General features: G+C 40.4%; 9 protein-coding genes and 1 pseudogene. 5 read left to right on the top strand and 5 right to left on the bottom strand.

Going from position 1 to position 14,095, the window contains the following annotated elements; translation table 11 throughout:
- On the top strand, positions 1-837 hold the full coding sequence (locus BLS65_RS01355; protein WP_092434611.1) for a hypothetical protein: 837 nt from the start codon (positions 1-3) through the stop codon (positions 835-837).
- Here the strand turns inward: BLS65_RS01355 and BLS65_RS01350 are convergent.
- The gene (locus BLS65_RS01350; RefSeq protein ID WP_170829961.1) at positions 834-3,371 is read right to left on the bottom strand and encodes an NACHT domain-containing protein; all 2,538 of its coding nucleotides are present in this window, start codon (positions 3,369-3,371) and stop codon (positions 834-836) included. The two genes, BLS65_RS01355 and BLS65_RS01350, sit on opposite strands and share 4 nt — an antisense overlap.
- Before the next feature lie 57 nt (positions 3,372-3,428).
- Between BLS65_RS01350 and BLS65_RS01345 the strand changes: the two genes are divergently transcribed.
- The 4 genes and pseudogenes from BLS65_RS01345 to aspA all read left to right on the top strand — a co-directional run bounded on the left by BLS65_RS01345 (position 3,429) and on the right by aspA (position 7,173).
- Complete coding sequence (locus BLS65_RS01345; protein WP_139180942.1) at positions 3,429-4,304, top strand: hypothetical protein; 876 nt, start codon at positions 3,429-3,431, stop codon at positions 4,302-4,304.
- A 10-nt stretch (positions 4,305-4,314) separates the two neighbouring features.
- A complete protein-coding gene (locus BLS65_RS01340) occupies positions 4,315-5,154 on the top strand; it encodes a trypsin-like peptidase domain-containing protein (protein WP_092434601.1) in 840 nt (279 codons plus the stop codon).
- 156 nt (positions 5,155-5,310) lie between these two features.
- Positions 5,311-5,643: pseudogene (locus BLS65_RS18705) on the top strand (cyclic nucleotide-binding domain-containing protein); the annotation flags it as partial.
- Between the two features lie 93 nt (positions 5,644-5,736).
- Positions 5,737-7,173: an aspartate ammonia-lyase gene (gene aspA / locus BLS65_RS01335; RefSeq protein ID WP_244500648.1), complete on the top strand. Its 1,437-nt coding sequence runs from the start codon at positions 5,737-5,739 to the stop codon at positions 7,171-7,173.
- 63 nt (positions 7,174-7,236) lie between these two features.
- On the opposite strand, the gene xseB is transcribed toward aspA, so the two are convergent.
- The 4 genes from xseB to xseA form a co-directional block, all read right to left on the bottom strand.
- The gene (gene xseB / locus BLS65_RS01330) at positions 7,237-7,446 is read right to left on the bottom strand and encodes an exodeoxyribonuclease VII small subunit (RefSeq protein ID WP_092434595.1); all 210 of its coding nucleotides are present in this window, start codon (positions 7,444-7,446) and stop codon (positions 7,237-7,239) included.
- A gap of 1 nt (position 7,447) precedes the next feature.
- A complete protein-coding gene (locus BLS65_RS01325) occupies positions 7,448-10,228 on the bottom strand; it encodes a tetratricopeptide repeat-containing sensor histidine kinase (RefSeq protein WP_092434592.1) in 2,781 nt (926 codons plus the stop codon).
- Positions 10,229-10,411: 183 nt separating this feature from the next.
- Positions 10,412-12,598, bottom strand: a complete 2,187-nt coding sequence (locus BLS65_RS01320; protein ID WP_092434589.1) for a tetratricopeptide repeat protein — start codon at positions 12,596-12,598, stop codon at positions 10,412-10,414.
- Between the two features lie 120 nt (positions 12,599-12,718).
- Positions 12,719-14,095 (bottom strand): exodeoxyribonuclease VII large subunit, encoded by a 1,377-nt coding sequence (gene xseA, locus BLS65_RS01315; RefSeq protein WP_092434586.1) that lies wholly within the window; start codon positions 14,093-14,095, stop codon positions 12,719-12,721.

Genomic DNA, 14,095 nt, shown 5'->3' with positions numbered 1-14,095 from the left:
ATGATAGGAGTTGTAGATAGTGGTTCCACTAAGGCTCATTGGGTTTTTCTTGAGAAAGGTCAGCAAGTTGCGGAATTTTTTACGATTGGGCTTAACCCAAACTCTACCTCTACTGATGTTATGCTGCATGAGATTCGTACTATAAAAGCGAATATGCCGGTTGAGTATGATCTAAACTCACTCTACTTCTATGGTTCGGGATGTTTGGGTTCGCACGGAGCGGGAATAGTAAATGGAGCTCTTAATCTCTATTTTCCCAAAGTTGATATTACTGTTGAATCCGATCTTGTGGCAGCCGGAATCGCTTTATATGGAATGGGGGAGGGGATTGCATCAATTCTTGGGACAGGTGCCTCGTGTTGCTATTTTTGTAAGGGAAAAGTGGTGGCTGTGGCACCATCTCTCGGATATATTTTGGGAGATGAAGGTAGTGGCTCTTTTTTGGGTAAGCGGCTACTAAAGGCCTATTTCTATAATCATATGCCGGCTGATTTAGTTGACGATTTCAAAGAGACATGCGATAATAAACAGTTGTTGTTTGATTTGTATCACTCTTCGTCACCAGCTGGATACCTAGCGTCGTTTGTGCCGTTTCTCATAAAGCACAGAGGTCATTCGTTTGTGGATGATCTCGTTTTTAAAGCCTTTGATCAGTTTTTTCTTTTTGTGGTAAATCCACTATGTGCAACATACAAACGCAAAAATATTGGGGTTGTGGGTTCCATCGGTTTTGAATTTCAAGATGTAATACAAAGAGCTGTAGAGACTCATGGTGTTGTGCTGGAACAAACTATTCAGTATCCGATGGAGAAACTTTTGGCGTTTCATCGAGGCTAGAATTTAGAATAAATGAATCCTGAGTTTTCAGCCATTCCTTTGGCATAAATTTCGCATTGATCAGCCGATCCTGTCTCGTCAAGTTGCCTTAATAGGCTAGATAGTTGTTTTAATAATTTAACCTCGAGATACTTGTTTTGGCAAAAAGTAACCAGTTCGAGTGCTGTTTGGAAGTAATTGTTGAACTTTTGGGTTTTATTCTGGTGGAAATAGAAGCCGCCTACTAGGCTGTATGCTAGTGCCTTTGTGCTTAGACTGTCAGTGCCATTTATTGAGTCTAGATTGTTCTCAATGGAAATTATTTTGCTTATTTCAACTGACTCTTTTTTTCCATAATCGGCAAATACTTTTAATACTGCATATTCGGGTGTTATTCCGCTAATGATATTTTTGTCGTATTGGAATTCTTTTTTCTCTCCTGCCGAAAGAACTTTTGAAGCAAATTCGTACTCTTTGCAAAAGAGAAGTGCTGTTGAGATTATTGTTTCGAACTCTCCATGAATGGTGCTGTGCTTTGTTCCTTTTGCTTTATTAAGTTCCTTTTGAAACCGTTGCACTGCTGTTATAAGTTCGCTGTCAATGGTTCCTGCTGTAAGATAGGAATGTAGAATCTGAACACTAAGCCATCGAGCAATCGTGGTTGGTTTCATCTTTAAGCTAGGGCTAATCTTTTTTATCTCGTTTATGTAGTAGTCGGATCGTGGCCGGTCGAGTTGGTATAAGGAACTTAAGGCAAGCAATGAATATGCAAATATTTCGGACTCCTTATCTTTTTTGTGCTTTAGATATTCTTTAAGCCAGTGGCTATATGAAATGGTTAAGTAGTCGATGTCGACAAAATTTTCGAACAAAAGGTCTTGGGCTATGGTGTTTTTGGCGTATTCGGGGATTAGCTTGTTGCGCATGAATTGATCTTTACGAAGGGAAATTCCTACTTGACCTTGCTCGATAACCGATCGTATGGTCTCCTGTTTTAAACTAAAAAAGGGGATTAGTGCGATAGCGTTACGGGTTAGGTAGGCTTCGTGGAAAAGATTGGCAATAATCATGACCTTAGTTTCCCCCTCAGAGTAAGTGTTGTCGATATTTTGGAATAGCGGAAAATCTATTCCTTTATTCGTTTCGATAAGGTGTCTGACAATTAATGCACTTCTTAAGTTTTCATTTGCAATGCGAATTGCAGTGTTTAATGTTTTGTATTTACTCTCAACAATCTCCTCGGTAATTATACCAAACGAAATGAGGTCGTGGTATGCATCAAAGTATTTTCCAGCAGTTTTTAAGTGAATCGGGTATCGTTTTTTTATCTCTGTCTTATAGGTTGTGTTCTTGAGTATGCCATATTCTTGGCTCTCGAGAATAGCGTTAAGAATATCTAATTTTTCGTCGGCTAATGGAGAGTTGTATATTTGACTCTTGAGGAACATGTCCATCAGGTCGAGGGTTCCAATACTCAATTCTGTATCACTATACCCTCCTGTACTGATAAATAATTGTAAATAGTATGGGTAAGATATTGCTTGACGTAGGTTAATCTCTAAGTCGTCTACTAATATTTTTTTTGTCTTGCCACCATTTATGGTATGGTTGAGTATCTCCTGAATTTCCATCCTTGAGAGAGGTGGGATGTTGGTGAGCGATTTACCGTTGTTAGACGTCCAAGATCCTAACCATTCTTTGTTTGATGTCTGTTCATGCTGTAGTTGAGGGATATAGTATTTTTCCCACGTTGAATTTCTTGAAGAAACTATCAACTTTAGTCCTGTGGCTGAATAAGAACTTACAAATTCGGAGAGTTGGTCTGCTAGGATGGTGCATCTGTTTTCCGGTAAGTTTATTTCGTCCAACCCATCTATTATGATTAGAATCGATCGTTTGGAATTCTTATTGTGGGCAACTAAATCGGATATATCAACCATGGAATCTCCGGTTATCCTATAGTTGATCCAGTTTTTTAACTGGCTACCTGCTCCTATGCTGTTTTCTAGCTTATTGCCCCTTATAAAAAGAATTATGGAATCCTCTTCGGCGTTTTTTGCAATTTGTTTCTCTACCCACTTTGCCAATAGTGTTGATTTTCCATATCCTCCAGGACCTATGATGGCTGTTGCTGTGTATGTCGAACGTAAAAAAACATCTAATCGATCGGTAGCCAGTAGTCGGTCGGCTGCTAGTTCATATTGTATGCCACATCGTCGCCTTATATAGTCGATTGTTTCCTTTGTTTCGTCGAGGCAACGCTTTAGGGACGTCGTCCATTGTTTATTGTTGTCTTCAATAGGCGATTTTTCGGTATTTAGTTTTACAAATTCGGCCCAAGTTTTTAATCCGCAGTATCGGCTTAATACATCTAGGGTATATAATGAAGGCTTTGTGTTGGCTTTTAGAAGGCCCCAGCATCGCCGTATGGTGCTGTGGCTGATAACTTCGCCAGTAGCCTCCAATACTCGGAGGGATAGCGTTGTGCAATCTTTTTGTGTCTTTATGGTTTTGCCAAAGACTACCTCTGTTTTTGTTTTGAGCCGATCAATCATGAAATTCTGGTTGATGTTATTCCCATCGAAGATAGCTGTTATTTGTGAAAAAGCTGAGTGAAAAAAAATGACCATCGTGACCAGTTGGCTGTATTCATTTGTAGAAATACTTTTGCATCGACGAAAATCATTATGGAAAAGGGCTTTTATTCATGGTATGAGGAGATTTTTAGTCAGTGTTCACGACTGGTTGGGAATCATGCTGCGAATAGCATAGACGCAAGAATAGGTGCATCCGTTGGAACAAATTTGTTTTCAGGAAAATTCACTTCTTCGTCAGTCGTGATAAGAATGAAGCAATCTTACGATTTTATTTTACCGGGTGCTTGGGCCAGTTCTTTTAAGTCATTTGTTTATCGGCAGCAAAACTATAATCATATTTTGTATGAACTATATGCCGATCAACTGGATCGTAAATTAGTAAACGAGCATCGACATTTGTATTCGTTTCTTGAAGGAAACCCATTACAGGAGCGAGTGAGTGTGAATAGAATGTTGGGGAGCCGATTAGATCAAACTCTCAAGGTAGTGTTGCCTAGCTTCCGCGATTTAGCGCTGCTGGGATCACCAGAAGAGGCTGTGGATGTTCTTTGCATTATGAAAGGAATCTTTTTGTGGGAACGCAACTTTGTTGTAATTGAAGGCGAGGATACCCTAACTGTTTTGATAAACGCTGGTGTGCCGATCAAAACTGTTCTTGTGAAAACATACACGTTAGCGGGAAAGCCTATCGAGGTTAAGTTTGCAGAAATGAATTGGTGCGGCATTTATCATTTTATGGTGGTGCTGCCCTATTTTGCTGAGTTAGACACGCTGCCTTCTCAGGTCTCAACCCTGCGCCGTGAGGTAGATAATCAATTGAGGCGTTTAGAGGCTTCGAGGATGTCTACGGATTTTATTCGACCTAATTTTGCCAATTTCATAAACACCTAAGCCTAAAACTATGTTTGCTGAAGCCTGGAAACGAAGCCGCAACTCTGTATGCGTTTTGCGCTTTTATAACGAAAAAGGAGTTCTTGCCGATACCCTTAGCGGTTTTAAGGTTAATAATTCATTGGTTACCGCAGAAGAGGCATTTTTTGTAAGTAAAGCAGCGAAGGTTGTTATTTCGTTTTGCAACGATTCACCCGATAGCCCAATGGCTTCGTTGGAAATTCCTTACAAAGAGTTTGTGGCTGATTTTGGGGTTGGATTACAACGAAATCGTGAGGGATATGCAGTATTCAACCTAGATCTACCGGATTTTGCGCATGTTCCTAGTTTAACGTTCACGAGTTGTGTGAATGCTCCAATTGGCAGTGAATTGCTTTATATTGGATATCAAGAGGGATTGCCCTGTCAGGTTATGAAGCGCGTGTTTGTTACCTCATCGCTTCGAAATGCATTTGATAGGCTGACTTTAGTGTTGGATGGTAATTTTGGTTACGGAAATTCGGGCGGACCGGTAATTGATCCAACTACTGGAATGGTAGTTGGAATTGTGAATCGACGGATTACAGCTGCGGCAAAGTATTTTCAGAGGTTAGTTACGTCAGTCAATGAAAATATCGGTATGCTCAAGCAAATTGAAGGTCGATTTGTGATGGACAGTATCGATCCTATTCAGGTATTAATTGCTAATCAAAATCAACTTAAGATATTATCCAAGAATATTTACAAACAATCAAATAGTCTACAGGCCTTTGCTATACTTCCTGAACCACTGATTGGCTACTTTCAGCGCACGGAGGAGGACGTTAGCGTAATGCAAAAAACCAGTAATATAGTTCTGGAAGTTCACTAGCAAAGGTCTATTTATTAAGCCCTCCAGTTTGGAGGGCTTTTTTTTGATCTGTTGCAGAATTATCTAAAATATGTTGAATAACTTTCTGTTGTGAACGGAGTGTTTTAGTTTGATCATTACCTTTGTGTGATTAACGAATCATATAAGGATACTACTATGGATATAAAACTGGTTGAGAAATTTGTTCGTGAGATCGAATTATTCAGAGGTCTTTCGGACGATGAGTTTGTTACTCTGTCGAAACGAATTATTGACAAAACCTATAAGGTAGGTGAATTCTTGTTTCGTGAAAATGGACCAAGAGAAGATGTTTTTGTTATTTCAAACGGCAGAGTAGAACTTTTTAAATCAAATGCTTACGGGGTTGATACCCGTCTTGCCTATTTTGGCAAAGGTGACTTTCTGGGAGAAGGATCTTGGGCCAGCGATTCGCCTCACTCTACAACTGCTCGCGCACTTGAACCAACCATTGTTTATAGCATCAATCGTGATTTTTTTACAGCGAATCCGGCTGCTGCTCTTAAAGTATTCTCAAACATCGCCCGAATCATATCACGAAGGATGCGGAATGCCAATGCCCGGATGACTTCATCGGCGGCTCAGTATGAGTCAGGACAAACCCGTCCTGAGCATGATTTGCTTGGCGATCGTAACGTTCCATTCGAATATTACTATGGTATTCAGACTTTAAGGGCCATCGAGAATTTTAATATTAGCGGAGTAACCTTGAATTTCTTTCCAGCGCTAATTGAAGGTTTGGCAATGGTGAAACATGCTGCTGCACTAGCAAATAATGAGCTAGGTTTAATGGAGGATGATGTCACTAAGGCTATCTGTGCAGCTTGTGAGGAGATTGTTCAGGGTAAATACCATAATCACTTTGTTGTAGATATGATCCAAGGTGGAGCTGGAACTTCCACCAATATGAATGCCAATGAGGTTATTGCCAATCGTGCGTTAGAAATACTTGGGCACGAGAAGGGGCAGTATGAATTTTGCCATCCAAACAATCACGTCAACCTATCTCAATCGACTAATGATGCTTATCCAACTTCGGTGAAGATTGCCTTGATCAACAGCAATAAGAAGTTGACTGATGTATTACGGATGCTTATTGAGTCGTTTGACAAAAAGGCTAAGGAGTTTTCGCATGTAATTAAAATGGGAAGAACTCAACTTCAAGATGCCGTTCCTATGACTTTAGGCCAAGAGTTTGGTGCTTATGCAGCAACACTTTCCGAAGAGATCGAACGTTTGGATCAAAACGTAAAACTCTTCCTCGAGGTTAATATGGGGGCAACTGCAATTGGGACTGGTATTAACTCCGATCCCGACTATGCCGATAAGGTTATTACTCATCTTCGCAAAGTTACGGGGATGCCCATTGTTAATTCTGTAAACTTGGTAGAGGCTACCCAAGATACGGGTGCGTTCATTATGTATTCGGCGGCTGTAAAAAGGTTGGCTGTTAAGTTGAGCAAAATTTGTAACGACTTGCGCCTTCTCTCATCTGGCCCTCGTACCGGTATTAATGAAATTAACCTACCGCCGATGCAACCGGGTTCGTCCATTATGCCCGGAAAGGTTAATCCTGTAATCCCAGAGGTCGTAAACCAGATTGCCTTTAAGGTTATCGGAAACGATCTCACGGTAACTCTAGCCTCTGAGGCTGGTCAGCTCGAGCTAAACGTCATGGAACCCGTAATTGTTCAGAGTTTGTTCGAGTCCATCGAGATGTTGAAAAATGGAATGATGACCTTGAAGTATAGGTGCATCGATGGCATAACTGCAAACGAAGAGCGCTGTCTTTGGTTGGTTCACAACAGTATTGGATTGGTCACCGCCCTTAACCCATACTTGGGTTATGAGGTTAGCACCATTTTGGCCAAGGAGGCATTAACTTCCAACCGGAGCGTATACGATTTAGTTCTGGAGAAGAAACTCATGTCGAAGGAAGAACTAGACAATGTTCTTGCACCGGAGAATATGATTAAGCCACGAAAGATGACTAAGCAGTAGCCTCACAATGTAATGCATAAGAAAAGGCGTGCTTTTGCACGCCTTTTTTACTTTAAGTCTAACCTATTTATCATCGTCGAGCGATTCGATTATTTTATTTACCTCTTCCTCTGTGTTACGTAGCTTGTCTTTGCAGTATTTTATAAGGAATGCCGCCCGGCTTACATCCTTGGATAACTCATCCACGTCGAGATCATCTCCTTCGAGTTTGACCATTATTTCCTCAATTTCGGCTACTGCCTCCTTGTAAGTTAGACCTTTTTTTGTTGACATATTAAAGTGTTTTTCGAATTGGTAATGTGAATGTGAAGGTTGTGCCCTGTCCAACCTTACTTGATACGGTTATTTCACCGTTATTTTGTTCCACGAATTCTTTGCAGATTATCAAGCCAAGCCCCGTGCCCGATTCGTTTTCAGTTCCTTTGGTGGTATAGTGTACGTCTAAACGAAATAGCAAGTTCATCTCCTCTTGGCTCATTCCTGCTCCGGTATCGGTTACGCTTATCGCCACTCTATCGTTTTCTGAAGCGGTCGAAATGGTTATACGGCCTCCCGAAGGGGTAAACTTAACTGCGTTTGTAAGGAGGTTGCGAAGTATGGTATTTACCATATCAAGGTCTGCTTCAACTTTGAAATTTTCTTTAGAATCGGATTTTATAGTAATGTTTTTGATTTTTGCTGTTAACTCTTGGATGCTAATATTGCTTGTTAGTATTTCTGTGAGATCAAAAACAGTAGGATTGAATGGGATTTTTCCCGTTTGTGTTCGTGCCCATTGGAGTAAATTCTCTAGTAGGGTAAATAGTTTGGCTGACGATGCATGAATGGCATTTCCGTATTCAAGCACGTCATCGGGTGTTAATTCCGATGCTCGCTGTTTTAATAATTCGGACAGTCCAAGTAACGCGTTAAAGGGGCTTTTAAGGTCATGGGCAATTATTGCAAAGAACTTATCCTTTGTGGCATTCAGTCGTTTAAGGCTTATTTCGGACTTCTCAAGTTGATCATTTGCATTCTTCGTAATGGTATACTTTTCTTGGAGAAGGGTGGCTTTTTGCTTCTTTAGGCGGTATGCCCGGTAAAACACACTTCCCAAAATAATTAGCAGCACAGAGGTTGCAATGAGAAATGTCACGATATACCATTGTCGCTTGCTCTCCGACTCTTGGAGTTGAGCTTCTTTTCTAAGCACGATTATTTCGTTTTCGATACGGGTTATTTCGGTTTTCTTTTTTTCCATTTCAACGCTTAGCCTTGCGTTTATTAGATCCTCTGATGATTTTGTTTGGGCAATACTATCTTGCTCTTGGGCATAGGCAACATAGAAGTTTAATGCTTTTGGATAATCCTTCTGCTCGAAGTAAAGGCGGTATAGCGCAAAGTTAGTGTTTTTGAGATGCTCTAGATTTTTGATGGTTTTACCTATATTTAGGCTTGCCAGTAAGCATGAATCTGCCTTGCTATAATCCTTTTGTGTAAGATATATCTCACCTATTTTTCGAAGCGAAAGTCCTTGCCCAAGTAGGTTTTGTGACGCCTTATGGAGTTGTAATGCGCTATTGAAATTTGTCAACGCTTTTTCTTTGTTGTTGATGGCAAGATAGAAATTCCCCAGATTGTTGCGGATTATAGCGCGCCCTTTGATGTCGGTGGTGGGATTTGTTGCCAATGCCTCCAGGTAGAATGCCTCTGCTTTATTATAACTTTTCATTTCTTGATAGGCGGTGGCAATACTGTTGAGCGATCGGGCTTCGAGTGCTTTATCTTTTGTTTTTTGTCTGTAAATATGTGCTTCCTTATAGTAATGGAGCGCATCATTGTAATTTTTGATATCAAAGTATGCATTTCCCATATGCGTATTGGCTTCGCCTATCTCAACGTTAGAGCCATGTGCCATCCGCTGATCGAGGGCATCGCTAAAATAGCTAATAGCCTTTGTGTTTAGTCCTAGGTTTCGGTAAAGAAGGCCAATGCTTGTTTGGCTTGAAGCAATTTCGCTTGATGTACCTGCCAGTTGCCTTAATTCAAGGGATCGTAGGTAGTATTCCAGAGCATCGGCATATTTTCCAGCTTGCAAGGATACGTTGCCCTGCTGCGTGTAATTTTTTGCCAATGCGTTGGTGTCAGCCAACTGTTTTCGGCTGTTTAAGGCCGAATCAAGAGTTAGCTTTGCCTCGTTGTATTGCAATTTTTCCTTCAGACAAAGGGCGATGTTTTCTTGAAGCGTTGCTTCGAGATCGTCTTTAAAGGGTTGCAAATTTAGTTGAGAAAGACCTTTCCTGTAATTTTCTAAACCAAGATCAATTTCGCCAAAACGGTAGTGGATGCTTCCCTTGATATTTAGCATGCTCGCCAAGTATGGGCTATTTTGTGCTTTTGCTATTGAGAGTGCCTCATCTATATCGGAGAGTGCTTCTGATTTTTTCGAAAGATCGCGAAAGATCGCAGAGCGTATGGACAATACGCTGATTAGTAATGTGTAATAGTTATTTTTCCTACTTGTAGCAATGCTTTGCTCTAAAGCGGCTATTGCTTGCTTATGGTTTTCGTCGGCGCGATATAGTGATCCCACGTGTAAGTAGGCTTCTGCCTCAATGAACTTCTCACCGGCTGAACGAGCTGTTGCTATGGCCTCTTTATATGCATCGAGTGCTTTTTCTTTTTCAATGATAACTCGCAAAAAATCACCGCGTTGAATTGATACAGTTGCAATAAGTTCTTTGTTTCCTTGTTTTCTGGCAAGTGACTCAGCCCTATTAATAAATTCTGCCGATTCTTGAGTGCGTTTGAGGTTCAAATTAGCTTCTGCTCCTATTACAAGTAATTTTATCTGCTCTTCAATTGTGATGTTTTTTTCACGTTTCAACTGGAAGTTTATTTTTTTTAGCACCTCCTTTGAGCAATCTGGAGTAATGGGATTTGGTGCATCCATAAAACTAAAAAGAAACGCGTCGAGTGTGTCTTTTCGGTTTTCTTGTGCATTAGCTTGCCCTATGGAAAAAAGAATAAGCAATGCGATAAAAGTGATGCCTAAGTATAATTTAATGTTGGTCATATTCTGTTAATTCTAACGCTTATTACTGATATATCATCCAGTTTGCCTGAGATAACGGAAGGTCTCTTCGGTTTCTTGCTTTGTTTTTGCTTAACGTGTTGGAGTGAGTCCCAAAATCGTTTTGAGTATCAATCTGTCTGCCTAAGCATTGGGTCGGAAGCGTAATTGCCTTTAGAGTGCTAATCACGACTGCGTTTCTTCCTGTTTTATTGGGACAGTAAAATAGAATGTTGTTCCCTTCCCAAGTTGGCTTTCAACCCAAATTTCACCATTATTCTTGGTGGCAAACTCTTTGCAGATTAGTAGCCCTAATCCTGTTCCTTTCTCATCCCAAGTGCCCTGTGTGCTTTGCGATGATTCGAGGTTAAAAAGGTTGGGTATCCGTTCTGGTGCAATTCCAATTCCACTATCGGTAATGGCAATTTCTATATGGTTATTGAAAACCCGTGATGCAATCCAAATTTTACCACCGGGTAAGGAGAATTTTATCGCATTGCTCAAAAGGTTACGTAGGACTGTTCCAACGAGTGTTTTGTCACCATATGCCGTTACATGCTCTTGCATTAGCAATTGTGCGCTTAAATTCTTCTTCTTCAGACTTTGGCTTTGAATGGCTAACTCGTCGGCAATGATCTGATTAACATGAAATAATGACGGATTGAATGGTGTTTTTCCTGTTTGTGTTCGTGACCACTCTAATAAATTATCAATTAATCGATAGAGCTTTTCAGCAGAGTCGTTTACGGCCTTACTATACTCTTTTACATCCGATAACTTTTCTTCTTCGGCACTTGTTGCTAATATTTCGCTAAACCCAAGCAGTGCATTGAAAGGGTTTTTTAAATCATGAGCAATTATGGAGAAGAACTTATCCTTGGTGGCGTTTAGTTGTCGTAGATTGTTTTCTGATTCAACAAGTTTCTGATTGGTGAGTTCCATGCCAACGTTAGTGATTGTAAGCAGTTGGTTGTTCTTTTTCTTCATTCGGAGATTACTAAATAGTGCAGCTCCTAACGCAATTAGTAAGATTATACCAATCACTAAGGCTTGCTGGTTAACCTTTTGTCCCTCGAGTTCAAGTATTTTTATTTGGTTATCCTTCTTAAGAACACTTATTTCACCTTCTTTTGATTCCATATCAAAAGTAGCTTGGATTTCAAGCAATTTTTGGTTTGCCTCTTTGTTGTATAGGCTGTCTTTCAGCCTCATCGCCTTTTTTTGGTAATTAAATGCTTCTCTAAATTGACCAGTCTCCGCGTTAAGATTGCCTAGTATGTCATAACTTTCCTGCTCAATATCTACAACTTTTAGCTCAATGGCGCCAATAAGAGCCTCTTTTACAAATCTAGAGCATAAATCGAATTGTCCTTTTTTTAGAAATACGTTTGCTAGATTATTTTTTGTATTGGCAATGCTATAGTCGTCTTTAATGTCTTCTGACAACCTTAGTGATTCGAAGTAGTGGGTGGTTGCTTTATCGTATTGTTTTGTTTTCACAAAGAGGTAACCTAGATTGTTCAACGCAAGTGCTTGGCTGTTTTTATCCTTCATCTCTCGCCCCAGTTCTAAAGAACGAGAATAATATTGCAAGGCCTTGGGCATATCTCCTTTTGTATCATAAATGATGCCGATAGCATTCAGTGCCGTTGAGATATCCACTTTGTTGCAGTTAGTGGTATATACACCTAATGCTCGTTGGTAGTGCTCCAGAGCATGGTCGTAATTGAGCATTTTGTTATGCAAACTCCCTATACTGTAATGAATATCCCCGGTGTATGAATTGAGGTTGTTGGCATACAGAATGTTTAATGCCGTTATGTAATATTCAAGGGCTTTGCTGGGTGCGTTCAATTTTGAGTATACCGAGGCGATTTTACTAATTGTTTCAGCTTCAATTAAGTGGTCGCCAATTTCGCCTTCCATTATTGCTGATTTCTTAAAATATTCAATCGCATTCGAAAAGTCTCTCTTATCACTATAGGTATTGGCAAGATTGCTTAGCGTTGCTGCTGCTTTGGCCTTCAGCCCCAATCTCATTCTTGTTTTAAGTGCCGCTTGATAAAAATCAATACCACGATCTAAACTTCCATTGGAAGAGTAAGCATTTCCCAAGGCATTTTGAGCATCACCAATAAGATCATCGTCACCTTCTTTCTCCGCCACTAAAAGCGATTCGTTTGCGTAATATATACTCGAATCCAAGTCAAAATACCAGTAGGCTTTTGATAGGGCAATGTTTGTTGCAACTTTATCTTTACCAGTTTTGACTATATTTCTAGCATTCCAGAGGCTATCGTATGGTTGTGCAGCCCCATGCCAGGCTAGGGGCGCAACGATAATGAAGAGTATAATTCTTTTATAAACCGCCATCGGAATTTTTTGAATCAACTTGGCTAAAAGTATGAAAAAATGTGGATAAAATAGCAAGGAAACATCCTTGTATGTTTGATTTGTAGCGCCATAATCTGTTTTATATCTGGTCTGAGGTAGCTATTCGGTTGGGAGAATGGAACTAATTATGGTGCCGCATGCAAGGGTTGTCTTTATTATTTCGCCTGAGTGCAGTTTATCTGCACTCTTTATGGCTTTTCCGTTAACTCGTGTAATGGAGTATCCTCGTCTCAGAATCTTGTCTGGATGAAGGTTCTTGAAAATGATTTCCTTTGCCTTAAGAACTTTGTTCTCGGAAGTGACCATTGAAGATAGATTGTGCCTTAGTTCCAATTTGTTTCTTTCCGAAGTTGTTCTCTCCTGTAGTAAAATTGCTTTAGTTCTACTTGTAATTGTCTTAAATGCAGAAGTAAGCATCCATTTCTTTTGGCTTAAGTGTCTTTCTGTGATGGATTTGATGTCATGTGCCAGTATGTTCAGACTGTTTTCATGTTGAGACAGCATGTTCGTAACTCCGATTACTTTCCGAAAAACATGTTTTAATTTCTGTTGATGTTCGGTAATAAGTTCCTCCACCGTATCGGTGAGGATTTGGGTGAACTCTGTGAGCCTGTAGTCGAATTCAGCAATTTTCTGGATAAGCAGTTCTGCTGCTGCAGTAGGTGTTTTTACGGATGTATTTGAAACCATATCGCAAACCGAAATATCTTTTGTATGTCCAATGCCTGTTATTACTGGTAACGGGAATTGGGCGATATGGAAGGCCAGCCAGTAGGAGTCAAAATAGCTCAGATCGGCTTGGGCTCCACCACCCCTGATGATTACAACGGTATCGAATTGGTCTACCGCATTGAAGATAGAATCAAGCGCAAGTAGGATGGACGGTTCTGCCTCCTTTCCCTGCATGGTGGCTTGGAAGATGGTGGTTCGAAATACAAATCCATATTCATTGGATTTCAATTGGTGCATGAAATCGACAAATCCTGCAGAGGTTTCCGATGATATTACGGCGATATGAAGGGGAACCATTGGGAATTCAACCTGTTTGTTCATTTCAAAAACACCATCGTCCACTAATTTCTGAATGGTCTGCTGTCGCTGCAATTCCATTTCGCCTATGGTGTAGGTAGGGTCAATATCCATAACTTTTAGGGAGAGGCCGTATAGTTCGTGATACTCCACCGTAGCACGAATAAGAATCTTCATACCAGAGGTTAGTGGCCGTCCGGTTGTTGTTTCGAAGTATGGTCGAAGCATCCGAAATGTGGATGCCCATATGGTGGCTGATGCCTTTGCTTTTAAGCTATTTGTTCGTTTGTCTTTTTGGATAAGATCGATATAGCAGTGGCCGGTTGTTCCGACCTTAATCTCGCTAATCTCGGCAATAACCCATAGCGATTCAGGAAAGGCTTCTACAAGTTTTGCCCGAATGGTTTGGTTGAGGTCGAAAAGGGTTAGATGGGTTCCAACTTGCAT

Origin of the sequence: Williamwhitmania taraxaci (genome assembly GCF_900096565.1) — a bacterium.
In the GTDB taxonomy this organism is placed as follows: Bacteria; Bacteroidota; Bacteroidia; order Bacteroidales; family Williamwhitmaniaceae; genus Williamwhitmania; species Williamwhitmania taraxaci.
The sequence above is the reverse complement of the archived record's forward strand: the minus strand, read 5'-3'. Positions and strand labels throughout refer to the sequence as shown.

Bases quoted from the DNA above. Each gene is read 5' to 3' on its own strand.
- BLS65_RS01355 (WP_092434611.1), top strand. From the start codon at position 1: ATGATAGGAGTTGTAGATAGTGGTTCCACTAAGGCTCATTGGGTTTTT.
- BLS65_RS01350 (WP_170829961.1), bottom strand. From the start codon at position 3,371: ATGATTGATCGGCTCAAAACAAAAACAGAGGTAGTCTTTGGCAAAACC.
- BLS65_RS01340 (WP_092434601.1), top strand. From the start codon at position 4,315: ATGTTTGCTGAAGCCTGGAAACGAAGCCGCAACTCTGTATGCGTTTTG.
- aspA (WP_244500648.1), top strand. From the start codon at position 5,737: ATGACTTCATCGGCGGCTCAGTATGAGTCAGGACAAACCCGTCCTGAG.
- xseB (WP_092434595.1), bottom strand. From the start codon at position 7,446: ATGTCAACAAAAAAAGGTCTAACTTACAAGGAGGCAGTAGCCGAAATT.
- BLS65_RS01325 (WP_092434592.1), bottom strand. From the start codon at position 10,228: ATGACCAACATTAAATTATACTTAGGCATCACTTTTATCGCATTGCTT.
- BLS65_RS01320 (WP_092434589.1), bottom strand. From the start codon at position 12,598: ATGGCGGTTTATAAAAGAATTATACTCTTCATTATCGTTGCGCCCCTA.
- xseA (WP_092434586.1), bottom strand. From the start codon at position 14,095: ATGCAAGTTGGAACCCATCTAACCCTTTTCGACCTCAACCAAACCATT.